Origin of the sequence: Pseudonocardia lutea, from assembly GCF_042658055.1 — a bacterium.
Classification (GTDB): Bacteria; Actinomycetota; Actinomycetes; order Mycobacteriales; family Pseudonocardiaceae; genus Pseudonocardia; species Pseudonocardia lutea.
This window is the reverse complement of sequence record NZ_JBHSQK010000023.1, coordinates 47,906-70,517: the sequence shown is the minus strand read 5'-3', so window position 1 is coordinate 70,517 and position 22,612 is coordinate 47,906. Positions and strand designations below refer to the sequence as shown.

Here is a 22,612-nt window from a genome sequence, read left to right as displayed (position 1 = left end):
GTCGTCGGGGGGACCGATGTGGGACGAACTATCGCTTGCACGTGCACTGCTCGAGTTCGCGGACACGCTGGGTGGCGGGTTCGACGAGGACGAGTTCGCCCAGCGGCTGGCCCACCGCTCGGCGCAGCTCGCGGGGATCCGGTCGACGGGGGTGGCGCTGGCGCAGAAGGGTGAGCTGCGCTTCGCAGCGGCGACCGACGACCCGGGCCGGTCGCTGCACCTCGTCCAGCTGCGGCAGGGGCAGGGGCCGTCGCTGGCCTGCTACCGCTCCGGCCACACCGTGCACGTCGGTGACCTGAGCGGGATGGCCGCGCGCTGGCCGGCGTTCGCCGCGGCCGTCGGTGGGGCGGGGTTCTGCGGGGTGCACGCCGTGCCGCTGCGCCGCCACGACCGTGGAGTGGGTGCGGTGAGCCTGTTCCTGCACGACGGCCGCACGCCGTCCCCCAGCACGGCGGCCGCGCTGGAGGCGCTGGCCACCGCCGCGGCCGTCGGGATCCTGCAGCAGCGGGCCCGGCAGCACCACGAGACCCTCGCGCGGCAGCTCCAGCAGGCGCTCGACCGGCGCATCGTGGTCGAGCAGGCGAAGGGGATGCTGGCCGAGCGCCTCCAGGTGGATCCGCAGGAGGCGTTCGAGCGGCTCCGCGCGCATGCCCGCCGCTACCGCCGCACGGTGCACGGTCTGGCGGCCGCGATCGTCGACACGCCGGCGGGCGCCGACGTGCACGGGCTCACCGCCCCGATCCCGGTCCCATGCGCAGTCTGCGGGTGACGACGGCGCGGGCGACCTCGCCGAGGGTCGTGCCGCGCTCGCCGGCGTAGGCGCCCATCCGCCGCCGCGCCTCGTCGACGTCCACCCCGAGCTGGGCCGCGACCATCCCGACCGCCTGCAGCACCACGGCCTGGTCCGGGTCCGCGACCCCGGTGTCCTCACCGGCCTCGAGGGCGGCCGGGGCGGCGCCGTCCCCGTGCTCCGGCCCGTCGAGCAGCACCGCGCCCGCCGCGTCCGCGTAGGCGGCGGCCGCGGCCAGGGTGTCCTCCGCGAAGGGACCCGGCGTGCCGCGGACCAGCGTCAGGACGCCGACGACGGTCGTGCCGACCCGGACCGGCACGGCGGCGAGGGCCCCGACACCGGCCCGTGCCGCGGCCACCGCGAACGCGGCGTCCGGCTCGGTCCGGGCGGCCTCGACGACCACCGTGCGGCCCTCGGTCGCGTCCACCGCGGGGCCCCGCCCGGTGGCCTGGTGCCACTCCTCGACCGCGCGGGTGCCGTCGTCGGTGGCGGCGAGCAGCTGGCGCCCGCGCGGGCTGACCCCGACGAGTGCGACGCCGGCCACGGCCAGGTCGTCGACGCACGCCCGGCACACGTCCTGCGGGGAGACGGTGGGTGAGCCTCGCCGCGCGGCGGCGGCCACGAGCAGGTCCCACACCCGGGCCCGGGGGCCGCCCGCCGCGCTCACGACGACCCGCCGCCCGCGACGGCCGGCGCGCCGCGGGTGCCGGGGGCACCGGGATCGTCGACCATGTGAACCTCTGTCCGACGGCGGCGCTGCACGGAGCGCCGTGGTCTCGACGGCCCGTGATGACGCCGTCAGTGAACCAGACCTCTCAGGTCGTCGCCCTCCGGTCGGCCGTGCGTCACCACGCAGGGTGACGCCTGGTCACGCGGCCGATCGGCCGCCGGATCCGGGATGCGGACGGTCGAGTGGGCGATCGGCGGGGCGTGCACGGGCGCCGGTCCGACCACCTGGGCGTAGGTGCCGACGCGGGCGCGGGCGCCGTCGAGCAGCAGGACGCGGTCGGCGCGGGCGGCCGAACCCATCCGGTGCGCGACGACCAGCAGGGTCCCGCCGCGCTCCCGGAACGCCCGCTCCGCGGCCTGCTCGGCGGCGGGATCGAGATGGCAGCAGGCCTCGTCGAGGATGCAGAACCGGGCCCGCGACAGATGGGCCCTCGCCAGCGCGAGGAGCTGGCGCTGCCCGGCCGACAGCGTGCCCGGGACGACCGTCGCCCGGAGGCCGCCGAGCCCGTCCACCAGCTCCTCGGCCCCCACCGCCCGCACGCTGCGGTGCACCGCCGCCGGATCGGCGAACGGGGTGAGGTAGCCGAGGTTCTCCTCGACCGTGCCCTGGAACAGGTAGGCCTGCTGCGGCACGAGGGTGATCGCGGCGTGCCGGGCCCGCGGGTGCAGTGCGGCGACCGGGACGCCCCCCAGCCGGACCTCGCCGGTGGCCGGCCGGAGCAGTCCGGCCAGGAGCAGGGTGAGCGTGGACTTGCCGCCCCCGCTCGGCCCGACCACGGCCAGGTGCTCGCCGTCGGCGAGGTCCAGGTCGAGGTTCTCGACGACGGGTGCGGAGTGCGGCCCGTAGGCGAAGGTCAGCCCGCGGGCCCGGACGTCGGCCCACACGGGTGGGACACCGATCAGCCCGCGCGGGCCGGCGTGCCGACGGCGCGGCCACGCGCTCGAGGCCGGGGGCGGCGTCGGCACGGTGTCCGGTTCCGGGCGCGGCTCGTCGCCGGCGTCGTCCGTCGTGCCCCCCAGCTCCGCCAGCCTCCGCACGGTCACGGCCAGCTGCAGCGCCTGGCTCCCCACGACGTGCACGAGCGAGGAGAGCGCCGGGCCGAGCGACACCAGCAGGTAGCTCGTCGCTCCGACGAGCTCGCCGGCCGTCAGCAGCCCGTGGCCGACCAGCAGGGGCCCGGCCAGCAGCAGGGCCGCCAGCGGCACCTGGGCCCCGAGGGCGACGACCAGGATCCGCAGCACCGACGCGCGCCCGACCGCACGGGTGGCGGCGACCTGTTCGTCGATGCGCCCGTGCAGGACGGCCGCGGCACGGTCGCCGGCCTGGCAGGCCAGCACGTCGCGCAGCCCGAACAGGACCCCGGCCGCCTCGGTGGCGATCGCCTCCTCGGCCAGCACGGTACGGCGCTGGCGGCGCGCGAGCGGCCGCAGCAGCCGGCCGAACAGGACGAGCGCCGCCACCAGCGGCGGGAGCACGAGGGCGAGCAGCACCGGGGAGAGCAGGGCGAGGCCGGCCACGCCTGCCACCAAGGCGACGGCGACCTGCCGGGCCGTGCGCAGCAGGGCCGCGCCGGTGAGCCGCACGTTCTCCACCTGCCCGGTGAGCCGGGCCACGGCGGCCGCGTCGCCGCCGTCGTGACCAGGGCCGGTCCCGGCCACCGCGGTGCGCAGGGTCGCGGTCACCACGTGGCGGACGAGGTGGTCGCGCTGGGCCTCCGCGATGCGGGCCACCCGCGGCACGATCTGCCGGGTGGCCATGGCCCCGCACAGCGCCAGGACCAGGAGCGCCCCCAGCAGGCTCACCCCGAGCCCGGGCCGGTCCGCGAGGAACCCCTCGTCGAGCGCGGTGGCCACCAGCCGCGCGGTCAGCACGGCCGGCACCGCCTCGCACACGCTGAACCCGACGAGCCCGGCCCAGGCCCGGCGGGTCCCGCGCATCCCGGCCCGCAGCAGCGCCACCGGGGTGGTCGGCCCGGTGGCGAGAGCCTCGGCGCTCACGACGTCACCGGGATCGCCGCGCCGGCCGGGACGAACAGCGCCCGGTACTCCGGGTCCGCCCACAGCTCGGCGTGCGGGGCGTAGCCGCGGATCCGGCCCTCGTGCAGCCAGACGACCCGGTCCGCGGCCGCCGCGGTCGCCGCCTTCCGGGTGACGATCACGCGGGTGCGCCCGCGCAGCACCGTCGCGAGCGCCTGTTCGACCTCGGCCTCCGTGGCGCTGTCGAGGCTCGCGGTGGCGTCGTCGACGACCGTGATGCGTGCGTCCTGAGCGACCGCCCGGGCCAGGCCGAGCCGTTGGAGCTCGCCGCCGGAGAGCGGGGCGCCGCCGGGTGGCGTGCCGTACCCGAGCGGGAGCATGTGCACGAAGCGGTCGGCGCGGGCGGCACGGGCGGCGTCGGCGATGGTCCGGTCGTCGGCGTCCGGCCGGCCGTACCCGATCGCCTCGGCGAGGGTGGCGCCGGGCAGCGCGGGACGTTCGAAGGCGTAGGCGACGGTGCGCCGGAGGGTGGCGGCGTCGAGCTCGGTGATCGGGCGGCCGTCGACCAGCACGACCCCCTCGTCCGGGCGGTACAGGCCGCCGAGCAGCCCGACCAGCACCGTCTTGCCCGAGCCGGACGCGCCGACGACCGCGGTGCACCCCCCCGGCACGAGCAACAGGTTCACGTCGTCCAGCACGACCCGGTCGCCGAGCCGGACGGTCACCCCGGACAGCCGCGCGCGGCCGGGGCCGCTCGCCGGGCCGGGCCGACGCGGGCCGGGNGCCGCGCGCGGCCGGGGCCGCTCGCCGGGCCGGGCCGACGCGGGCCGGGTGTCGGGCCCGGGCAGGGCCGGGCGACGGCGGCGGCGAGGTGGGCCGCGGCGGCGCGGCACTGCGCGATCTCCAGGACGGTGTCCACGGCCCGTGCCGCGCCGAGCACGAGCTCGGTGTAGCCGAGCGCCGCGACCGCCGCCCCGACGGTCAGCCTGCCCTGTGCCACGCCGAGGCCGGCCACGGCCAGCACCAGGATCCGCAGCACGGGGGCGAGCAGGGCGAAGGACCAGCCGAGATCGCGCTGTTGCGTCCAGAACCGCACGCCCGCGGCGCGCATGGCGGGCAGCGGGGCGAGCACCCGGGTGATCTCGGTCTCGACGGTGCCGCTGGCGCGGATGGTCCGGCGCCCCGCGAGCGCGTCGGTGAGCCGGGCCACGATCGCGGCCTGGGTCTGCTGGTAGTCGGTGAAGGCGTCGACGGTCCGGCGGGCGAACCGGCGGGCGAGCAGGACGCCCACGGGCACCAGCGTCAGGACCGTCACCGCGGTCCACACGTCGACGAGGGCGAGCGCGACCAGCGCCGCCGCGCCGACGAGCAGCCCGGTCAGCATCCCGACGGTCATCGCCGGCACGCGTCCGGAGGCCGCGGCGATCCCGGTGAGGCGGGCGGTCGCGTCCCCGGCCGGGATGTCCGCGGATCCGGAGAAGCCGCGGGCGAGCAGGCCCGCCACGCCGCGGCGGCGCAGCCACGCGGTGCTCCGGGCGACACCCGTGGTCGTCGCCAGGGCGCCGAGGGCGGCGGAGGCCACACCCGTCGCCACGACCCCGAGCAGGAGCAGCACGGCCGTGGACGGGCCGGCGCCGGCGGCCCGCGGTGCGAGCACGGAGTCGATGGCGGCGGCCAGCGCGGCGGGTGCGAGCAGGGAGCTGGCCGCGGCCAGGAGGGCGGCCGCGATCGCAACCGCCGTGGTGGCGGGGGTGTGGCGTGCTGCGGCCCACAGCAGCCGGGAGGCGGCGGGCTCGGTGGGCTCCGTCGAGGATCGGCGCATGGGCGCTCCCGGGCTCGGACCGGGCCGTGCCCGGTCGGGGGTGGCGGCGGACGGTGGCCGATCGCCGCGAGGCGCGCGGTGGAATGCTGGAGGCGTGTGCGAGGGCGGTAACGGCGCCCTCGCACACGCCTCGTTCAGCAGCCGGTCGCGTGCGACCGATCCGTCATCCCACGGCGTTGATGTTGGTGACGTTGCAGGTGATGGTGCAGTCGACGCGGTTCGTCTGGTAGATGACGTCCTCCCAGTCGAAGTCCAGACCCGTGGCCCGACCCTCCGGCAGCTGCTGCAGGGCGTCGATGTCCGTCGTGTACATGTGCTTCATCTCCTTCTGGATGTCGTCCCCGCCCCGACGGCGAGGGTCTGCGTCACGCCTCGTTGATGTTCGTGACGTTGCAGGTGTAGTAGCAGGCGACGACGTTCACCTGGACGGTGATGTCGTAGCCGAAGTCGCCACAGAGCGCCGTCGGCGTGCTCTCCGGCAGCGTCTCCAGTGCCGCGACTTCCCGGGTCACCTCCACTCCCTTCACCCCCTCTCACCGTCGGGACGGGTCTCACCGCGGGCGCGGCAAGTTCTCGGGCCGGGGCCGGCGGCCAGGAAGGCCAGCACGGTCCGCGGCAGATCGGGCGCGGCGGCGTCGTCGAGCACGCCGTGCCCCGCGCCGGGGTACTCGAGGTAGCGCGCCTCGGTCCCGGCGGCGCGCAGCGCGTCGCGGACGGCGCGCGCCTGGGCGACGGGGACCACGTCGTCGGCGGTGCCGTGGGCGAGCAGGACGCGGGCGGTGATCGCCGGGGCGAACCGCGTCACGTCGCGCTCGCCGAGCGCGTCCTCGACCGGTGCCAGGCCGTCCAGCCTGTCGATCATCGCCCGGACCGCGGGCCCGGCCTCCGGGTAGAGCCGCCGCGCCGAGGCGAAGGGCGCCACCGCGACGACGTGGGACCACAGGCCGGGCTCGATCCCCGCAGCCAGCAGCGCGAGGAACGCTCCGTAGCTCGCCCCGAGCAATTGCAGCGGTGCCCCGGTCTCCGCAGCGAGGTCGTGCGCGAGGGCGAGCAGGTCGGCCAGGTCCGGGCCGCCCCAGGCGCCCCGGCCGGTGTGCTCGTCGCGGGGCCCGGCACCCCACCCGCCGCGCAGGTTCGGCGCGACGACGAGCAGCCCGGCGGTGGCGAGCTCGTGCATCAGCGGGTCGTAGGCCAGCCGCCAGGCCCCGATCGGGCCGCCGTGCAGGGCGAGCAGCACCGCGTGCGCGGTGGCCCGGTCCCCGTGGACCACGGCCTCGATCGGGCCGGCGGGTCCGGCGAGGACGGTGTGCTCGACCGGTGCGAGGGGCAGCCGGGTGCCGTCGTCCTCGTCCCCGTCGGGGTGCAGGGTGAACCGGCCGCTCGTCGGCGGGGTCAGCTCGGCCAGCCCGGGCGGCCAGGCGGGCCCGGTGAACGGGAACCGCAGGGCGTCCTCGCCCCAGTGCGCCGAGCCGCCGATCACACCCGGCGGCACCGGCACGGGCACGAGCTCGTCGGCGCCCGGGTGGTAGACCGCGAGGCGCGCCCGGCAGGGCTCGTCGAGCTGCAGGAGGACCTGCCGCCCCCGGGGATCCACGGCGAGCGGCCACACGCGGCACTCGTCCGTGCTGCGCAGCAACTCGGGGAAGGTCAGCGGGCCCCGCCCGTGGTCGCCGGCCCAGCCGAGCTGGTCCGCGCCGCGCCCGACGACCAGCAGCCCGGTCGCCGGCGCGCACAGCAGCGGCCGCACCCCCTCGTCGGCCCGCTCCGACAACGGCCGCGTCGAGCCGTCGAGCGTGTCGATCACCAGCGGTCGCATCCGCCCCTCGGTCAGGCAGCCGACGGCCAGCGAACGGCCCGCGGGGTCCAGCCAGGCACTGCTGGGGACGACGCCGGGGACCCGGCCCACCTCCACGGGACCGTCCGGGCCGACCCGCCAGAGCCGCGTGCTCCCGTCCCGCTCGGTGCTGAGTGCCCAGCCCAGCGTGTCACCGGACGCACCGCCGCCCGCCGTGTCCGGCCCGGCGACGAGCCGCAGCCCCTGCGCGTCGACCACGCCGAGGAGCCGGGCCGTGCCGTCCGGGTCGACCAGGGTGAGGTGGTGCCGGGCGTCGATCGGCCGGGTGACCAGCAGGCTCCCGTCGTCGAGCGTTAGCGGCTGGGTCCAGCGGGTCTCCGGCCGCTCGGCGGGCACGACACGGCGCCGGGGCGGGTCGAACGACCACGCCTCCAGCCGGTACCGGCCCCCGCGACCCACCAGGCACGCGCCGTGGCGGCCGGACGGGGAGAACCGGAAGCCGAGGCGGCTCGGAGGGCGGACCGCCGCCGGCGCCGACGAGGCCGTCGAGGTCGATCCGGTCGAGGTGGACGACGCGTCCGACGAGACGGCGGATGCCGGCCGCTCGACGACCTCGTCGACCATCCAGGCCCGGGCACCGCCCCGCTCGAGCCGGAGCAGGAAGCGGAGTACGCCGGCCAGCCCGGTGCCGGCGTCGGCGACGACGTCCCGGCCCGTCTCGTCCGCCACGAGCAGCCGGCCGTCGCGCCGGCAGTACCGCAGCGCGGCGGCCTCGGCGAGGTCCTCGGCCCACCCCCGCAGCCGGGGCTCGTCGAGCAGGGCGACGGCGTCGAGCAGGAAATCGCCGTCGCCCGCCAGGCCGTGGCAGGCCGAGGGCAGGGACCGCCAGCGGGCCCGGTGCACGGCGACCGCGGCCGCCGCGGCCAGCTCGGCGTGGCGCTCCCGGCCCGCGATCCGCCAGGCGCGGAGCAGGAACGTCCCGATGCCGGACGACCCGTTGCACCAGTGCGCCAGGCGCTCTCGCCCGCCCGGACCCTCCGGCCACCAGGCGGCGCCGTCGTCGAGGACCGCCGCGTCGCAGAGGGTGTCCGCCGCGGTGAGGGCGAGCTCGGTGGCCCTGCCGTCGCCGGTCGCGGCACCGGCCGCCAGCAGGAAGTAGCCGATGCCCGCGGCGCCGTGGGCGAAGCCGTAGTGCCGCACCCCGGCGAGCTCGGAGTCCAGCTCGGGCGGCACCGGCCAGAGCACCGTCCGGTCGTCCTGCTCGGCGGCGGCCACCAGGTCGTCGGCGCAGTGGCGAGCCCGTTCCAGCATGCCGTCGATGCCGGTGACCGACCACAGGTGCAGGGCCGTCAGCCCGGCCCCCGCCAGCCCGTGGGTCACGTCGGGATTGACCGGGCGGGGAATCGGGATCCCCGCCGCCATCTGCACGCCGGCAGCGGTCAGGTCCGGGTCGCCGAGGGCGGCACCCGCGTCGTGCAGCGCCCAGGCCGTGCCGGAGCGGCCGAAGTACAGGCCCGGGAGCCGCCGGGCCTCCGCGGCCGCCCGCCGGCGCAGCCAGCCGGCCGCGGTCGCCACCGCGTCGCGCAGCTCGCCCCGCCGCTCTTCGGCGGAGCCGACGAGCGCGGCGGTGAGCGTGTCGAGCACCCCCGCGGCGCCGTGCTGCACGGCGGCCGGGTCGAACGCCGCACCGCGGCCGGCGGGCCAGAGGCGGTCGGTGCGCTGCGGGGTCGTCGTCGCGAGCAGGTGGTCCAGCCCGTCCAGCACGAGCCGGGCGCGGTCCGGGGCCGGACGGGGCGGCGCGGCGACGATCGGGTCCGCGGCCGGCCGGAGCAGCGGCAGCACGGCCGACACCGACGCCCGGTCCCGCGGGTCGTCGGCCACCAGGGCGGCGATCGCCGGGCGGAGCGCCCGGGCCGCCTCGTGGTCGCGGGCCACCGCGTCCAGCCGGGCGAGCAGGCGCGGCGCCACGGGCTCGGCACCGACCGGGCGGTCGGCCGGGAGCACCGGGTCGGACCCCGCGGCCAGCAGGAGGAACAGGCAGCCCAGCGCGAACAGGTCCTCGGCGACGGCGGCGACGGGGTCCGGCCCCGGCCCGTCGTGCTCGGGCGCGCGGTAGCCGGGCGTGCCGCCCCGCCGCGCCCGTGCGCCGATCGGCGCGGCCAGTTCGAGATCGACGACGGCGGGCTGTCCCGCGGCGTCGACGAGGACGTTCGTCGGGCTCAGGTCGCGCAGCACGACACCGTGCTCATGCACCTGCGCCACCAGCTCGGCCAGGCGCGCGGCCATCGCGACCGCCTCGTCCGCCGCGACACCCGGGCCGGGCCGGCAGTGGGCCGCGGTCCACGCGCCCAGCGGGGCCCGGTCGAGGTGCTCCTCGACCAGGAACTCGTCACCGTCCTGCGCGAACGTGGTGAGCAGGCGGGGCACGAGGCCGGTCGGCGCGAGCCGGAGCAGCATGTCCGCCTCCTGCCGGAGCGCGTCGCGGGCGTCGCGGCCGGAGCCGTCCACCTCGGTGTGGGCGCGGGCCTGCTTGACGACGACCGTGCCGCCGAGCACCGCGTCGTCGGCGAGATAGACCCCACCCTTCGTGGAGTGCCGCAGTGCGGCGTGCACGGTGAAGCGGTCGCCGAGCAGGACGGAGCGCGCCCCCGCCGGTTCCTCCGCCGGTCCGGGCAGCGGGCAGGTCGCCCAGGCCGGGCTGGAGAAGTGGGCCTCGCGCCGGTCCGGCACGGTCACCCCCTCCGGCGTCACGAGGACACCGCGGTAGAGGCCGTCCGTGGTCAGCTCGGCGGGCCGGTCGAAGGCGCCGTAGCGGTAGTGGACGAGGCTGCCCGGGCGGTAGGGACGGTCGGAGAGGATCCGCGGCCCGGCGAGGCCGTACGTCAGGGCGTCGAGCTCAGCGGCGAGCGTGACGAACTCGGCGTCGTCACCGGGATAGACCGTGACGACCTTCCCCGCCTGGGCGCGGTGGCACTCTCGGCTGCCCAGCGCCCGCACCGCGGCGAGGTCGGGCGCGAACTTGAACGCGACGCGGTGGGCGACCAGGCACGGGGCGATCGCGGTCAGCACCGTGGGGGCCGTGCACGGCGTCGCGGAGAGGTGCAGCTTCCACCCGGCGTCGCGGGGGCGCCGACCCGCGGGTGTCGCGGTGGACCAGGTGTCGCCGCGGTGCACGGTCCAGTCCGGCCCCGCCGCGGCCAGCAACCCCTCGACCAGTGGGGTCAGGTCCGTGGGAGCGGGCCGCACGGCCGGGCGGCGGGACATCCCCAGAGCCGGACAGTCCGGCGCCCCGGGCGCCGCGGCGCGGCCGGTGGTGGCGCCCGCCCCCGACCCACCGCGGCGTCGCCCGAGCGGCGGACGCTCCGACCACTGGACACTCATGGGATCGCCCCCTCGGGCACGGCCGTGACTGCTGGCCCGCCGAGGTCCGGGGCGGTGAAGAGGTTCCGTCGTCGGCGGTGTCGGGACCGCCGGAACCGGAACGAGGAGTGACGATAGCGGACGGTGTGTGGCTCGCGCCATACGCAGGATCACGCACAGCGCACGTCCCGACGCGATTGGTCGATCCGGCGGTCCGGAGGCCTCCCCTCGGCTGCGGGCAGCCGCTACCGTCGGTGCCGGCGTCGCGTCAGGCGGCGCTCACCGGCCCTGACCTCGCCGTGCACCCGCACCGCTCGAGGTCCGCGTGTCACCCGGTCCCGCCCGCTCGTAGCCGGCACCCGGGTCCGCGCACGCGACCCCGACCACCCGCGAACGGACGACCCCATGCACGTGCTCCCGTCCCCGCGCGGCCGGCTGGGCCCGGTCGTGCTGTCCGCCCTCGCGCTGACCCTCGCGGCGGCGTGCGCGGCGGGCCCGGCCCCCACGACCACGCCACCCCGACCGCAGCCCGGTCCCGTGCAGACCACGGGCGCCGTCCCGGTCCCGGCCGCCCCGCAGGCACCACCCGCGCAGGACACCCGAGCGGACGATCCCGCGGACGGCCTCCCGGACGGCTTCTCGGCGTGCGGGCAGGGGCCGTGCGAGGTCCGGGTCGACGGGCCCGCGTCGATCCCGCTCCCGGCCGGTGCGGAGGTCACCGAGATCCGGGTCGACGCCGTCGACGCGGACGGGGTCGCCCTCGTCGCCGTGCTGCCGGGCCGGCAGGTGAGCACGAGCTGCTCGGGCCGGTGCCGCGGAATGCGGACGACGACCTCCGACGGCTCGTCCTCCGTCCGGCTCACCGCGGGCACCGGCGCGCGGATCACCGTCAACCGGGTGGCGGTGGAGGTGCGGTCGGTCGGAGCCGGCTCCGCCGACCTCCGGGTGACGCTGCGCTGACCGGCGGCGGCCTCACCGGTAGCAGTAGGAGTCCGAGGACGCGTCCCCGCCCTGCAGCCGGACCTGGTGCACGCGCAGGCCGCGGAAGTCGTCGCCGTGCGGGAAGAACCGCTGGTCGAGGGTCATCCCGCCGTCCGGCCCGACGTCGGCCTCCGCCATCCACGCGCCCACGCCGTCCGGGTAGAACTGGTCGTCCCAGGCCCCGTAGAGCGAGTTGGTGAAGTAGACGCGCCGCCCGTCCCGGCTGACCTCGACCATCTGCGGCCCGCCCGAGAGCGGGAGGCCGGGAGCCGCCGGGTGGGAGGTCCGCTCGACGATGCCGCCGAGCCGGATCGAGCCCGCCTCCCGCGGGTGGGCGGGGTCGGAGACGTCGAACTGCTTCAGCTCGCCGGTCCCCCAGCAGGAGACGTACAGGAAGCGGTCGTCGACCGAGAGGTCGATGTCGGTGATGAGCGGTGGCACCGCGGAGAAGGGCTGCAGGGCGGGTGGCAGCACCTCGGGGTCGGCGGGCTCGGCCGGGATCGAGATCACCTTCTCGGCACGCCACTCGTCGCCGTCGAGGAACCACCGGAAGATCGATCCCGACAGGTCCTCGGTCGAGATCACGACGCCCACGAAGCCCCAGGTCGCCTCGGGATCGTGCGAGGGCCGCACCTCCAGCGCCATCTGGTGCTGGGCACCGAGCTCGAGGCGCTGCAGGTGGCGGCCCTCGGCGAGGTCCCAGACGTGGATCGCGTGCCCGTACTCGTTGCCGAGCAGCAGCTCGGGCACCACGCCGTCCTCGATCATCGACGGGTGGCCCCACTCGCTGGAGATCAGGACGTTGCGGTTGAGGTGCCACCAGGCGTCGTAGGCCAGCCGCTGCGGGCCGCGGTCGGTCTCCCAGGCCCGGAGCACCTGGAAGGTCGAGTGGTCGAGCAGGGCGATCCCGCCGGGACCGTCGTCGTCGCCCCGGGGGCCGCCGATGCAGGTGAGGAACACGCCGTCGGGCCCGCAGTGCAGCGTGTGCGGCCGCGAGTATCCCGCCGCCTCGGACAGGTCCTTGGCCGTGATCGTGCGGACCAGGCGCGGGGAGCGCGGGTCCGGCACGGTGTCGAGGACGTGGACGTTCGACGACCGCAGGCCCGGGACCAGCAGGAACCGCCGGGCCAGGCCGTCGGTGTCGTGCCCGGCGTGCGCGAGGGCCGAGGAGCAGGCGTTCCAGCCGAAGTGGTGCAGCTCGTCGCCGGTGCCGGGCATGTCCGTCCAGCCGACGACGCGGCCGTAGCTCGCCGCGTCCGGGTCGACGTCGACGACGGCCATGGCGTCGGGCCGTTCGGCCGACCGGTCGAAGGCGGCGACGTACGCCAGGCGCTCGGGCGGGGCCGCCGCGGCCTCGGCGGCGGAGCGGTAGAACGTCGGGTCGCTGACAGAGTGCGACATGGGACGACCTCCTCGTTTCCCGGAGAAATCGTCCACACTTCGCCGAAACCGGGTACCCGGTCAAGGCCCTGCGCGGGATCAGCGGACGGCGCGGGGGCGCGGCTGACAGCGCGGGCAGGAGAAGGAGCTGCGGTTCATGAACGCCTCGCGGCGGATCGGGGTGCCGCAGCGGCGGCACGGCTCGTCCGTCCGGCCGTACACCGCCAGCGAGCGGTCGAAGTAGCCCGAGGCGCCGTTGACGTCGACGTACAACGCGTCGAACGAGGTGCCGCCCTGGTCGAGGGCCTCCGCCATGACCGCGGCGGCGGCCTCGAGCACGGCCACGCCCTGCTTGCGGGTGAGCTTCTCGGTGGGCCGGGCCCCGTGCAGCCGGGCCCGCCAGAGCGCCTCGTCGGCGTAGATGTTGCCGATCCCGGAGACGATCGTCTGGTCGAGCAGCGCCCGCTTGATCTCGGTGCGGCGGCGGCGCATGGCGGCCACGGCGCCGTCGAGCGAGAACAGCGGGTCCATCGGGTCGCGGCCGATGTGCGCGACGGGCTCGGGCAGCAGCCCCCCGCCGGCGGCCTCGGTGAGCGGGTGGACCGACAGGCCGCCGAAGGTCCGCTGGTCGACGAACCGCAGCTCGGGGCCCTCGTCGTCGAACCGCAGGCGGATCCGCAGGTGCTTCTCGTCCGGGCGGTCCGGGGTGACGACGAGCATCTGGCCGCTCATCCCGAGGTGGGCGAGGATCGCGTCGTCGCCCGGCCCGGCGCCGTCCAGCTCGAGCCAGAGGTACTTGCCCCGACGCCGCGCCGCGGTGATCGTGCGGCCCTTCAGGCGGGCCGCGAAGTCCTCCCCGCCCGCGAGGTGCCGGCGCACCGCGCGCGGGTGCGCGACGGTGACCTCGGCGACGGTGCGGTCGAGGACGTGGTCGGCGAGACCGCGGCGGACCACCTCGACCTCGGGCAGCTCCGGCACGTCAGCTCCGGGCGCTCACCGCTGCGCCTGGGGCGACTTCTGCGTCTCGTCCGTGATTGTGCGCCAGGCGAGCGCGGCGGCCTTCTGCTCGGCCTCCTTCTTGGTGCGCCCGTCCCCCGAGCCGAGCTCGCGACCCCCGACGACCGCGGTGGCCGTGAAGGTCTTGAGGTGGTCGGGGCCCTCCTCGGCGATCCGGTACTCCGGCACGCCGAGCCCCTCGGACGCGGTGAGCTCCTGGAGGCTGGTCTTCCAGTCCAGGCCCGCGCCGAGCAGCGGGGCGCCCTGCAGCAGGTCGCCGAACAGGCGGTGCACCAGCGACCGGGCCGTCTCCAGCCCGTGCTCGAGGTAGACGGCGCCGATCAGGGCCTCGGTGGCGTCGGCCAGGATGCTCGCCTTCTCCCGGCCGCCGGTGAGCTCCTCACCACGGCCGAGGGAGATGTACGCGCCCAGCCCGTGCTCGGACAGCGTGGCCGCCACACCCGCCAGCGCGTGCATGTTGACCACGCTGGCCCGCAGCTTGGCCAGCTGCCCCTCCGGCAGCTCCGGGTGGTCCCGGTACAGCCGCTCGGTGACGATGATGCCGAGCACCGAGTCGCCCAGGAACTCCAGCCGTTCGTTCGTCGGCAGGCCGCCGTGCTCGTAGGCGTACGAGCGGTGCGTCAGGGCGAGCGTGAGCAACTCGGCGCCGATCTCGACGCCGAGTGCCTCCAGCAGCGGCCTGCGGTCCTCGCGCGGCCCCGTGACGCTCTTGTCGCCCACCGGCGGGTCAGGCCGGTCGGACGACCTGACGACCGTCGTACTGCCCGCAGACCGGGCAGGCGACGTGGGGCAGCCTGAGCTCGCCACAGGCGCGGTTGCTGCAGGCGACGAGGGTCGGCGCGCTGGCCTTCCACTGCGCCCGACGAGAGCGCGTGTTGGACCGCGACATCCGGCGCTTGGGTACGGCCACGGCAGATCTCCTACGGTTGTGCTCGAGAGTCTTGCGACGTCGAGACGTCTTCAGTCGGAAGGCAGGCGCTCACGCAGAGCGGCCCACCGAGGATCCAGTGTCTCATGCCGGTGGTCCGGCCCGAGATCGGCCCGTCGTCCGCCGCACTCCGGGCACAGTCCGGGGCAGTCCTCGCTGCACAGCGGGGCGAGCGGGAGCTCCAGCACGATCGCGTCGCGCACGGTCTGCTCGAGGTCCACGTGCTCGTCGACGACCCGCGGGACCTCGTCGGAGTCGGTGGTCTCCTCGGTCACACTGTCCGGGTAGGCGAACAGCTCCTCGATGCGCACCTCGAGGTCCTCGTCGAGCTCGTCGAGGCACCGGGAGCACTCGCCCGCGAGGTGCGCCGCGGCGGTGCCGGAGACGTAGACGCCCTCGCTCACCGACTCCAGGCGCAGGTCCAGCTCCACCGGGCTGCCCGGGGGCACGGCGAGGACGCCGACCAGGCCGATGGCCTCGTCGGCGCGTTCGGTTCCCGGGCCGGGGACCGACCGGGTGACGGTGCGCATGGTGCCCGGGCGACGGCCCATCTCGCGGGTGGAGAACACCCAGGGGCTGGTCTCGGGGCGGGGGGCGGGGGCGCGGTTCGTGCTCATGACGAGCGCGAGGATACGCCCAGTTCGCGCCCCGCCGTCCACCGCGAATCCCACCCCGGCTCTCCCCCGCGAGTCGCGAGCTCCCGCACCGCGAGTCGGGGCTTCCAGCACCGCGAGTCGGCGGTTTCGCACCACCGAATGTGCGATGCCGGGAGGCGGCGCAGCCGGCCCTCAGCGGCCGACGCGCGCCGGGAAGGCCTCGGCGACCGCGGCGGCCAGCTCCAGGAAGGCGTCCCGCGTGGCCGGTCGCAGCCGGCCCGGGTCGATCCGCCCGCCCGTCGCGAGGTGCGGGTCGTGCGGCACCTCGACCACCGCGCGACACCGTCCGCCGAAGTGTTCCCGCAACGCCGGCGCGTCGATCTCGCGGCCCGCGCGCCCGACCAGCACCACCACGGCGTCGGACACCAGCCGCTCGCGCCCGTGCGCGACCAGCCAGTCGAGGGTCTTGCTGGCCCGGCCCGCCCCGTCGACCGTCGGCGCCCCGACGACGACCAGCGAGTCGGCGACGTCGAGCGTCCCGGCCATCGCCGAGTGCACCATGCCGGTTCCGGAGTCGGTGATCATGACGCTGAAGAACCGGGCGAGCACCTCGTCGGCCCGCAGGTACTCGTCGCGGGTGAACGCCTCCCCCGCCGCCGGGTCCTGTTCGGAGGCGAGGACCTGCAGCCGGCCCGCGAGGCTGGTGTAGCGCGAGACCGCGGTCCAGGAGTCGATGGCGTCGAGGTCGTCGAGCAGGTCGCGGACCGTGCGGTCGCTCTGCCCGGTCAGCCGGTCCGCGAGCGTGCCGGCGTCGGGGTTGGCGTCGAGCGCGAGGATGCGGTCGCCGCGGTGCTCGGCCAGGGCGAGCCCCAGGCACGCGGTCACGGTGGTCTTGCCGACGCCGCCCTTCAGCGAGGTCACCGCCACCCGGTGCGTCCCGGCGAGGTGGCTGCGCACCCGGGCGAGCCGGTCCTGGGCGGCGAGCTGCGCGGCGCTGGGTCCGGGGTCGATCCGGCCGAGCGTCGCGGTGTGCAGGATCCTGCGCCAGCCGCGGTCCGGCACCGGCCCGCGGGCCCGCACGAGCGAGTCCGGGTCGAAGGCGCGGAGATGCGCCGGGCCGGACGGACGACGTCCCGGCTCGGCCCGCTCGGCCGCCGGCGGGCCGGAGGGATCGGTGAACCAGGCTCCTGCCTCACCACCCTGCCGCTGCGGGTAGGCCGCCCGCGGCTCGCGCCCCTCGTGCTCAGCCACCGTCGTCTCCCCTTCGCCGGATCCCGTCGGCTCGCCGTGCAGGCGGTGGCCGTACCGCTCCCACCAGGTCGCCGGATCCGGCTCGTCGTGGCGGGCCATGCGCGCAGAGTAGTCCGACGGGCACGCTCTGTTGGAGAGGATTGACCGGATAGTGGATCACGCGCCACGCGTCGGCTGCTGGACGGGCCGTGGCCGCCCGGCTCGTACGGCACCGTGCTCGACGCGAAGCGCCCCCGCGACCCTCGGCGCATCCGGCCGACGATCATCGTCGTCGAGCCCGCACCCGCCGTCGCCGCACCCGGTGCCGATCACGACGCGCATCGCCGCGAGCGGCGATCACGGACCCGCCGCTGCGCGGAGCACGATCAGCGACGAGCAGCGCCCACGGCGCCCCGCACCGCCCCGAGCGCACCGGACCGGCGATCACCGGCCGGCGGCGAGGGCCAGGAGTCAGTCGATCAGGTCCATCCCCGTCCCCGTCCGCCCGTGCAGGGCGGTGGCGGGGGTGCCGTTGGGCGAGCCGCCCTTCCACAGCTGGCTGCGCCCCCGGCTGACCGTGCGCAACGCCTTGGTGAGGGTGTCCTCGAACTCGGCGAGCTTGGCGTCGACGTAGCCGTCGCACTCGCGCCGGAGCCGGTCCGCCTCACCGTCGGCGGTGTCGACGATCCGGGCCGCCTCGGCGTGCGCCGCCCGGACGACCTCGGTGCCGGAGACCAGCCGGGCCTGCTCGGCCTGCCCGTCGGCGACGTACCGGTCGTGCGTGGCGCGCCCGGCCTCGGCGAGCCGGTCGGCCTCGTGCCGGGCCCGCTCGGTGAGCTCCTCGTACTCCTGCCGGCCGTCGGCGATCATCGTGTCGGCCTCGTGCCGGGCGTCGGCGAGGGTGCGCTCGGCCTCCTCGCGGGCCTCGGCCACCAGCCGTTCGGCCTCGGCCCGGGCCTCGGCGAGCATCTCCTCGGCCTCGGTCGCGGCGGCGGTGCGGGTCTCCTCGGCCTCCCGCTCCGCCTCGCCGACGATCTCGTCCCTCCGGTCGAGGACGTCCTGGGCGTCGTCGAGCTCGCCGGGGACCGCCTCGCGGAGGTCGTCGAGCAGGTCGAGGACGTCGCCGCGCGGCACCACGCAGTTGGCGGTCATGGGGACGCCGCGCGCCTCCTCCACCACCGTCACCAGTGCGTCGAGCGACTCGAAGACCCTGTACACGGCGGCGATCCTCTCACCGGCGGGCCCGCGTTCCCCGTATTGCCCGCGCCCAGGGCGTGTCAAGTTCCGTCCGGGTGATCACGGGCATGGTCCCCGCGGTTCCCGGGTACGCGCTCAGTTGCGCTCGGCGATCCGGTCCAGGAGCTGGCGGTGCACCGTCGGCGGCAGCAGGTGCGCGACGTCGCCGCCGTAGGTCGCGACCTCCTTGACCAGCGAGCTGGACAGGAAGCTGAACTCCGGGTTGGTCGACATGAACAGCGTGTCGACGCCGGAGAGCCGCTGGTTCATCTGCGCCATCTGCAGCTCGTAGTCGAAGTCCGTGACGGCGCGCAGGCCCTTCACGATGGCCTTGATGTCGTGCGCGCGGCAGTAGTCCACGAGCAGGCCGTGGAAGGAGTCCGCACGGACGTTCGCGAGGTCGGCCGTGACCTCCTCGAGCATCGCGATGCGCTCCTCGACCGAGAACAGGCCCTGCTTCTTCTTGTTGATCAGCACGGCGACGACGACCTCGTCGAACAGGCCCGCCGCCCGCGAGATGACGTCGAGGTGGCCGAGCGTCACGGGGTCGAACGAGCCCGGGCAGACCGCGCGCCTCATCGCTGCGCCTCAGCTGGCATGGCCGGACCGTAACAGCCGCCGACGTGGATCACCGTGTCCCCGTAACGACGCTCACGCACCGCCGCGAACCCCGCCGGCCAGGGGAACCCGCCCTTCGACCGGGCCCGCTCCACGACCACCACCGCCTCGGCGGCGATCCACCCGGTCCGGCGCCCCGTGTGCAGCCACCGCGCGATCGCCTCGTCCGGCTCGGCGTACGGCGGGTCGACGAACACGAGGTCGTGGGCGCGCGGCGGGTCCGTCTCGAGCACGGTGCCGGCGGGCCCGTACCGCACGTCCCCACCCAGCCCCACGGCCGCGACGTTCTTCTTCAGCACCGCCACCGCCCGCCGGTCCAGCTCGACGAACGTGGCGTGCTCCGCCCCGCGGGACAGGGCCTCCAGCCCGAGCGCCCCGGTGCCCGCGCAGAGGTCGAGCACCGTGGCGCCCTCGAGACCCGGGTCGTGGTCGAGCGAGGAGAACAGCGCCTCGCGGACGCGGTCGGAGGTGGGCCGGGTGCCCACGCCGGGGACCGCGAGCCGCCGCCCGCCGGCGCGTCCCCCGATGATCCGCGTCACCGCACCCGACCCTCCCCTGCCCGCACGCCGCACGAACGGCACTCTCGTGCAGTCCTAGCGCACGACAGTGCCGTTCGTGCGGGCAGGGGCGGGGCCGGGCTCGCGGGTGGCGACAGCCGCCGGCGCCGCCGCCGCCACTCACCGCGCTACTCGATCTCGAGCAGCAGGTCGCCGCCCTCCACCTGCTGGACCTTGCCGATGGCCAGCCGCGTGACGGTGCCGTCGCGCTGGGCGGAGATGCCGGCCTCCATCTTCATGGCCTCGATGGTGGCGACGGTCTGGCCCGAGGAGACGGAGTCGCCCTCGCCGACCTGCAGCGTCACCACACCGCCGAACGGCGCGGCCACGTGGTGGTCGTTGCCCCGCTCGGCCTTCTCCGCGGCCTTGACGTCCGTCTGGATGGACTCGTCGCGCACCGACACCGGCCGCAGCTGCCCGTTGAGCGTGGTCAGCACGGTGCGGTAGCCGCGCTCGTCCGGCTCGGAGATCGCCTCCAGCTCGATCAGCAGCGTGACGCCCTGCTCGAGGGTGACCGTGTGCTCGATGTCCGGCTCGAGCCCGTAGAAGAAGTCCTTCGACGACAGCACGCTGGTGTCGCCGTAGTGCTCCCGGTGGGCGTCGAACTCCTTGGTCGGGCCGGGGAACAGCAGCCGGTTGAGCGTCTGGCGGGGCTCGTCGCGCAGTCCGCGCCGGTCCTCGATGGAGAGCTCGGCGTGCTCGGCCTCCGGCGAGCGGCCCTCCAGCGCCCGGGTCCGGAAGGGCTCGGGCCAGCCGCCGGGCGGGTCGCCCAGCTCGCCGCGCAGGAACCCGATCACCGAGTCCGGGACGTCGAACTTGCCCGGGTCGGACTCGAAGTCCTCGGCCGTGACCCCGGCACCGACCAGGTGCAGCGCCAGGTCCCCGACCACCTTCGACGACGGCGTGACCTTGACCAGCCGGCCGAGCATCCGGTCCGCGGCGGCGTAGCAGTCCTCGATCAGCTCGAACCGGTCCCCCAGCCCGAGCGCGATCGCCTGTTGCCGGAGGTTGGACAGCTGCCCGCCGGGGATCTCGTGGTGGTACACCCGTCCGGTCGGCGAGGCGAGCCCGGACTCGAACGGCGCGTAGACCTTGCGCACCGCCTCCCAGTACGGCTCGAGGTCCGACACCGCCTGCAGGGACAGCCCCGACGCCCGCTCGGTGTGGTCGGTCGCCGCCACCAGCGCCGACAGCGAGGGCTGCGACGTGGTGCCGGCCATCGAGGCGACCGCGCCGTCGACGGCGTCGACCCCGGCCTCGATCGCGGTGATCAGCGTGGCCAGCTGGCCCCCCGCGGTGTCGTGGGTGTGCAGGTGCACGGGCAGGTCGAACCGGCTGCGCAGCGCCTCGACGAGCGTGCGCGCGGCCGGCGGCCGCAGCAGCCCGGCCATGTCCTTGATCGCCAGCACGTGCGCGCCGGCCTCGACGATCTGCTCGGCCAGCCGCAGGTAGTAGTCGAGGGTGTAGAGCTTCTCGCCCGGGTCGGACAGGTCGGCGGTGTAGCACAGCGCCACCTCCGCCACCGCCGTGCCGGTCTCGCGGACCGCGTCGATCGCCGGGCGCATCTGCGCGACGTCGTTGAGCGCGTCGAAGATCCGGAAGACGTCCATGCCGGTCTTCGCGGCCTCGGCCACGAACGCGTCCGTCACCTCGGTCGGGTACGGCGTGTAGCCGACGGTGTTGCGCCCGCGCAGCAGCATCTGCGTGCAGATGTTCGGCACGGCCTCCTTCAGCGCCGCCAGCCGCTCCCACGGGTCCTCGGCCAGGAACCGCAGCGCGACGTCGTAGGTCGCCCCGCCCCAGCACTCCAGGCTGAGCAGCTGCGGCGCCGTCCGCGCCACGTGCGGGGCGACGGCGAGCAGGTCCCGGGTGCGGATCCGGGTGGCCAGCAACGACTGGTGGGCGTCCCGGAAGGTCGTGTCGGTGACCGCCACGGCCTTCTGCTCGCGCAGCCGCTGCGCGAACCTCTCCGGCCCCAGCTCGCGCAGGAGCTGGGCGGACCCGGCGGGCGGCTCGGCGCCCAGGTCGACCGGAGGCAGCTTGTCGACGGGCTCGACGACCTCCGGGCGCGCACCGTTCGGCTTGTTCACCGTGACGTCGGCCAGGTAGGCCAGCATCCGCGAGCCGCGGTCCGCCGAGGGGCGCGCCCGCAGCAGCTCCGGCCGGTCCTCGATGAAGCTGGTCGTGATCCGCCCGGCGGCGAAGTCCGGGTCGTCGAGCACCGCGGCGAGGAACGGCAGGTTCGTGGAGACGCCGCGGATCCGGAACTCGGCGATCGCGCGGCGGGCGCGGCGCACCGCGTTGGCGAAGTCGTGGCCGTGGCAGGTCAGCTTGACCAGCATCGAGTCGAAGTGCGCCGACACCTCGGCTCCGGTGTGCACCGTGCCGCCGTCGAGCCGCACGCCGGGACCGCCGGGCGAGCGGTACGCGCTGATCACCCCGGTGTCGGGGCGGAAGCCGTTGGCCGGGTCCTCGGTCGTCACCCGGCACTGCAGCGCCGCGCCGGAGAGCGTGACCTCCTCCTGGGTCAGGTGCAGCTCCGGCAGCGTCATCCCGGCGGCGATGCGCAGCTGGGCGATCACGAGGTCGCGGTCGGTGACCTGCTCGGTCACCGTGTGCTCGACCTGGATGCGCGGGTTCATCTCGATGAACACGTGGTTACCGCGCTCGTCGACCAGGAACTCGACGGTGCCCGCGTTGCGGTAGCCGATGTGGCGGGCGAAGTTCACGGCGTCGGCGCAGATGCGCTCGCGCAGCTCGGGGTCCAGGTTCGGCGCCGGCGCGATCTCCACGACCTTCTGGTGGCGCCGCTGCACCGAGCAGTCCCGCTCGAACAGGTGCACGACGTTGCCGTCGCCGTCGGCCAGGATCTGCACCTCGATGTGGCGGGGGTTCACCACCGCCTGCTCGAGGAACACGGTGCCGTCGCCGAACGCCGACTCGGCCTCCCGCGAGGCGGCCTCGACGGCGTCGCGCAGGTCCTCGGGGCGCAGCACCCGGCGCATGCCGCGGCCGCCGCCGCCGGCGACCGCCTTGACGAAGATCGGGAAGCCGACCTCGTCGGCCGCGGCCAGCAGGGTCTCCACGTCGTCCGAGGGCTCCGACGACTTCAGCACCGGCACCCCCGCCTCGCGCGCGGCCGCGACCGCGCGGGACTTGTTGCCGGTCAGGTGCAGGACCTCCGACGGCGGCCCGACGAAGGTGATGCCGGCCTCCTGGCAGGCCGCGGCGAGGTCGGGGTTCTCGGACAGGAAGCCGTAGCCGGGGTAGACGGCGTCGGCCCCCGCCTTCTTCGCCGCCTTGATGATCTCCTCGACCGACAGGTACGCCCGCACCGGGTGGCCGCGCTCGCCGATCAGGTACGACTCGTCGGCCTTCGCCCGGTGCAGCGAGTTGCGGTCCTCGTGGGGGAACACCGCCACCGTCGAGATCCCCAGTTCGAACGCGGCCCGGAACGCCCGGATCGCGATCTCCCCGCGGTTGGCCACCAGCACTTTCGAGAACATCCGGCTCCCTGGTCCGTCGGACGTGACGTGCGTCCGCGCCGCGGTGGCGGCGGGGACGGGGCATCGTGGCACGCGGCCCGGACACCCGTC

At 75.9% G+C, this 22,612-nt stretch carries 19 protein-coding genes; 2 read left to right on the top strand and 17 right to left on the bottom strand.

Annotated features, from left to right (window positions below; all coding sequences use genetic code 11):
• Window positions 1–16: 16 nt before the first annotated feature.
• Window positions 17–769, top strand: a complete 753-nt coding sequence (locus ACFQH9_RS11855; RefSeq protein WP_379566051.1) for an ANTAR domain-containing protein — start codon at window positions 17–19, stop codon at window positions 767–769.
• On the opposite strand, the gene ACFQH9_RS11850 is transcribed toward ACFQH9_RS11855, so the two are convergent.
• The 7 genes from ACFQH9_RS11850 to lanL form a co-directional block, all read right to left on the bottom strand.
• Window positions 729–1,457, bottom strand: a complete 729-nt coding sequence (locus ACFQH9_RS11850; protein WP_379566050.1) for an ANTAR domain-containing protein — start codon at window positions 1,455–1,457, stop codon at window positions 729–731. The two genes, ACFQH9_RS11855 and ACFQH9_RS11850, sit on opposite strands and share 41 nt — an antisense overlap.
• A 131-nt stretch (window positions 1,458–1,588) precedes the next feature.
• Window positions 1,589–3,517, bottom strand: a complete 1,929-nt coding sequence (locus ACFQH9_RS11845) for an ATP-binding cassette domain-containing protein (protein WP_379566049.1) — start codon at window positions 3,515–3,517, stop codon at window positions 1,589–1,591.
• Complete coding sequence (locus ACFQH9_RS11840) at window positions 3,514–4,221, bottom strand: ATP-binding cassette domain-containing protein (RefSeq protein ID WP_379566048.1); 708 nt, start codon at window positions 4,219–4,221, stop codon at window positions 3,514–3,516. Before ACFQH9_RS11840 ends, ACFQH9_RS11845 begins: the two co-directional genes overlap by 4 nt.
• Entirely contained in the window at window positions 4,218–5,318 is a 1,101-nt protein-coding gene (locus ACFQH9_RS11835; RefSeq protein WP_379566047.1) for an ABC transporter transmembrane domain-containing protein, read from the bottom strand. The genes ACFQH9_RS11840 and ACFQH9_RS11835 overlap by 4 nt, the downstream gene beginning before the upstream one ends.
• Window positions 5,319–5,481: 163 nt before the next feature.
• A complete protein-coding gene (locus ACFQH9_RS11830; RefSeq protein WP_379566046.1) occupies window positions 5,482–5,631 on the bottom strand; it encodes a hypothetical protein in 150 nt (49 codons plus the stop codon).
• A gap of 52 nt (window positions 5,632–5,683) precedes the next feature.
• Window positions 5,684–5,830: a hypothetical protein gene (locus tag ACFQH9_RS11825; protein ID WP_379566045.1), complete on the bottom strand. Its 147-nt coding sequence runs from the start codon at window positions 5,828–5,830 to the stop codon at window positions 5,684–5,686.
• A gap of 11 nt (window positions 5,831–5,841) precedes the next feature.
• Window positions 5,842–10,377, bottom strand: a complete 4,536-nt coding sequence (lanL, locus tag ACFQH9_RS11820) for a class IV lanthionine synthetase LanL (protein ID WP_379566044.1) — start codon at window positions 10,375–10,377, stop codon at window positions 5,842–5,844.
• 501 nt (window positions 10,378–10,878) lie between these two features.
• On the opposite strand from lanL, the gene ACFQH9_RS11815 reads away from it, so the two are divergent.
• The gene (locus tag ACFQH9_RS11815; RefSeq protein WP_379566043.1) at window positions 10,879–11,433 is read left to right on the top strand and encodes a hypothetical protein; all 555 of its coding nucleotides are present in this window, start codon (window positions 10,879–10,881) and stop codon (window positions 11,431–11,433) included.
• A 12-nt stretch (window positions 11,434–11,445) separates the two neighbouring features.
• On the opposite strand, the gene ACFQH9_RS11810 is transcribed toward ACFQH9_RS11815, so the two are convergent.
• The 10 genes from ACFQH9_RS11810 to ACFQH9_RS11765 all read right to left on the bottom strand — a co-directional run bounded on the left by ACFQH9_RS11810 (window position 11,446) and on the right by ACFQH9_RS11765 (window position 22,522).
• Window positions 11,446–12,855, bottom strand: coding sequence for a selenium-binding protein SBP56-related protein (locus tag ACFQH9_RS11810; RefSeq protein WP_379566042.1), 1,410 nt, complete (start codon window positions 12,853–12,855; stop codon window positions 11,446–11,448).
• Window positions 12,856–12,933: 78 nt separating this feature from the next.
• Entirely contained in the window at window positions 12,934–13,812 is an 879-nt protein-coding gene (gene mutM, locus ACFQH9_RS11805; protein WP_379566041.1) for a bifunctional DNA-formamidopyrimidine glycosylase/DNA-(apurinic or apyrimidinic site) lyase, read from the bottom strand.
• A gap of 15 nt (window positions 13,813–13,827) precedes the next feature.
• Window positions 13,828–14,571 (bottom strand): ribonuclease III, encoded by a 744-nt coding sequence (gene rnc / locus ACFQH9_RS11800; protein ID WP_379566040.1) that lies wholly within the window; start codon window positions 14,569–14,571, stop codon window positions 13,828–13,830.
• Window positions 14,572–14,578: 7 nt separating this feature from the next.
• Window positions 14,579–14,761: a 50S ribosomal protein L32 gene (gene rpmF, locus ACFQH9_RS11795; protein WP_379566039.1), complete on the bottom strand. Its 183-nt coding sequence runs from the start codon at window positions 14,759–14,761 to the stop codon at window positions 14,579–14,581.
• Between the two features lie 50 nt (window positions 14,762–14,811).
• Window positions 14,812–15,396, bottom strand: coding sequence for a YceD family protein (locus ACFQH9_RS11790; protein ID WP_379566038.1), 585 nt, complete (start codon window positions 15,394–15,396; stop codon window positions 14,812–14,814).
• A gap of 171 nt (window positions 15,397–15,567) precedes the next feature.
• Window positions 15,568–16,725: a nucleotide-binding protein gene (locus ACFQH9_RS11785; protein WP_379566037.1), complete on the bottom strand. Its 1,158-nt coding sequence runs from the start codon at window positions 16,723–16,725 to the stop codon at window positions 15,568–15,570.
• Window positions 16,726–17,076: 351 nt separating this feature from the next.
• The gene (locus ACFQH9_RS11780; protein ID WP_379566036.1) at window positions 17,077–17,823 is read right to left on the bottom strand and encodes a DivIVA domain-containing protein; all 747 of its coding nucleotides are present in this window, start codon (window positions 17,821–17,823) and stop codon (window positions 17,077–17,079) included.
• Window positions 17,824–17,937: 114 nt separating this feature from the next.
• The gene (gene coaD / locus ACFQH9_RS11775; protein WP_379566035.1) at window positions 17,938–18,420 is read right to left on the bottom strand and encodes a pantetheine-phosphate adenylyltransferase; all 483 of its coding nucleotides are present in this window, start codon (window positions 18,418–18,420) and stop codon (window positions 17,938–17,940) included.
• On the bottom strand, window positions 18,417–18,998 hold the full coding sequence (gene rsmD, locus ACFQH9_RS11770; RefSeq protein ID WP_379566034.1) for a 16S rRNA (guanine(966)-N(2))-methyltransferase RsmD: 582 nt from the start codon (window positions 18,996–18,998) through the stop codon (window positions 18,417–18,419). The genes coaD and rsmD overlap by 4 nt, the downstream gene beginning before the upstream one ends.
• A gap of 146 nt (window positions 18,999–19,144) precedes the next feature.
• On the bottom strand, window positions 19,145–22,522 hold the full coding sequence (locus ACFQH9_RS11765; protein WP_379566033.1) for a pyruvate carboxylase: 3,378 nt from the start codon (window positions 22,520–22,522) through the stop codon (window positions 19,145–19,147).
• Between the last annotated feature and the right edge of the window lie 90 nt (window positions 22,523–22,612).

Bases quoted from the DNA above. Each gene is read 5' to 3' on its own strand.
- ACFQH9_RS11855 (WP_379566051.1), top strand. From the start codon at position 17: ATGTGGGACGAACTATCGCTTGCACGTGCACTGCTCGAGTTCGCGGAC.
- ACFQH9_RS11830 (WP_379566046.1), bottom strand. From the start codon at position 5,631: ATGTACACGACGGACATCGACGCCCTGCAGCAGCTGCCGGAGGGTCGG.
- lanL (WP_379566044.1), bottom strand. From the start codon at position 10,377: ATGTCCCGCCGCCCGGCCGTGCGGCCCGCTCCCACGGACCTGACCCCA.
- ACFQH9_RS11815 (WP_379566043.1), top strand. From the start codon at position 10,879: ATGCACGTGCTCCCGTCCCCGCGCGGCCGGCTGGGCCCGGTCGTGCTG.
- ACFQH9_RS11810 (WP_379566042.1), bottom strand. From the start codon at position 12,855: ATGTCGCACTCTGTCAGCGACCCGACGTTCTACCGCTCCGCCGCCGAG.
- ACFQH9_RS11790 (WP_379566038.1), bottom strand. From the start codon at position 15,396: ATGAGCACGAACCGCGCCCCCGCCCCCCGCCCCGAGACCAGCCCCTGG.
- ACFQH9_RS11785 (WP_379566037.1), bottom strand. From the start codon at position 16,725: ATGGCCCGCCACGACGAGCCGGATCCGGCGACCTGGTGGGAGCGGTAC.
- coaD (WP_379566035.1), bottom strand. From the start codon at position 18,420: ATGAGGCGCGCGGTCTGCCCGGGCTCGTTCGACCCCGTGACGCTCGGC.
- ACFQH9_RS11765 (WP_379566033.1), bottom strand. From the start codon at position 22,522: ATGTTCTCGAAAGTGCTGGTGGCCAACCGCGGGGAGATCGCGATCCGG.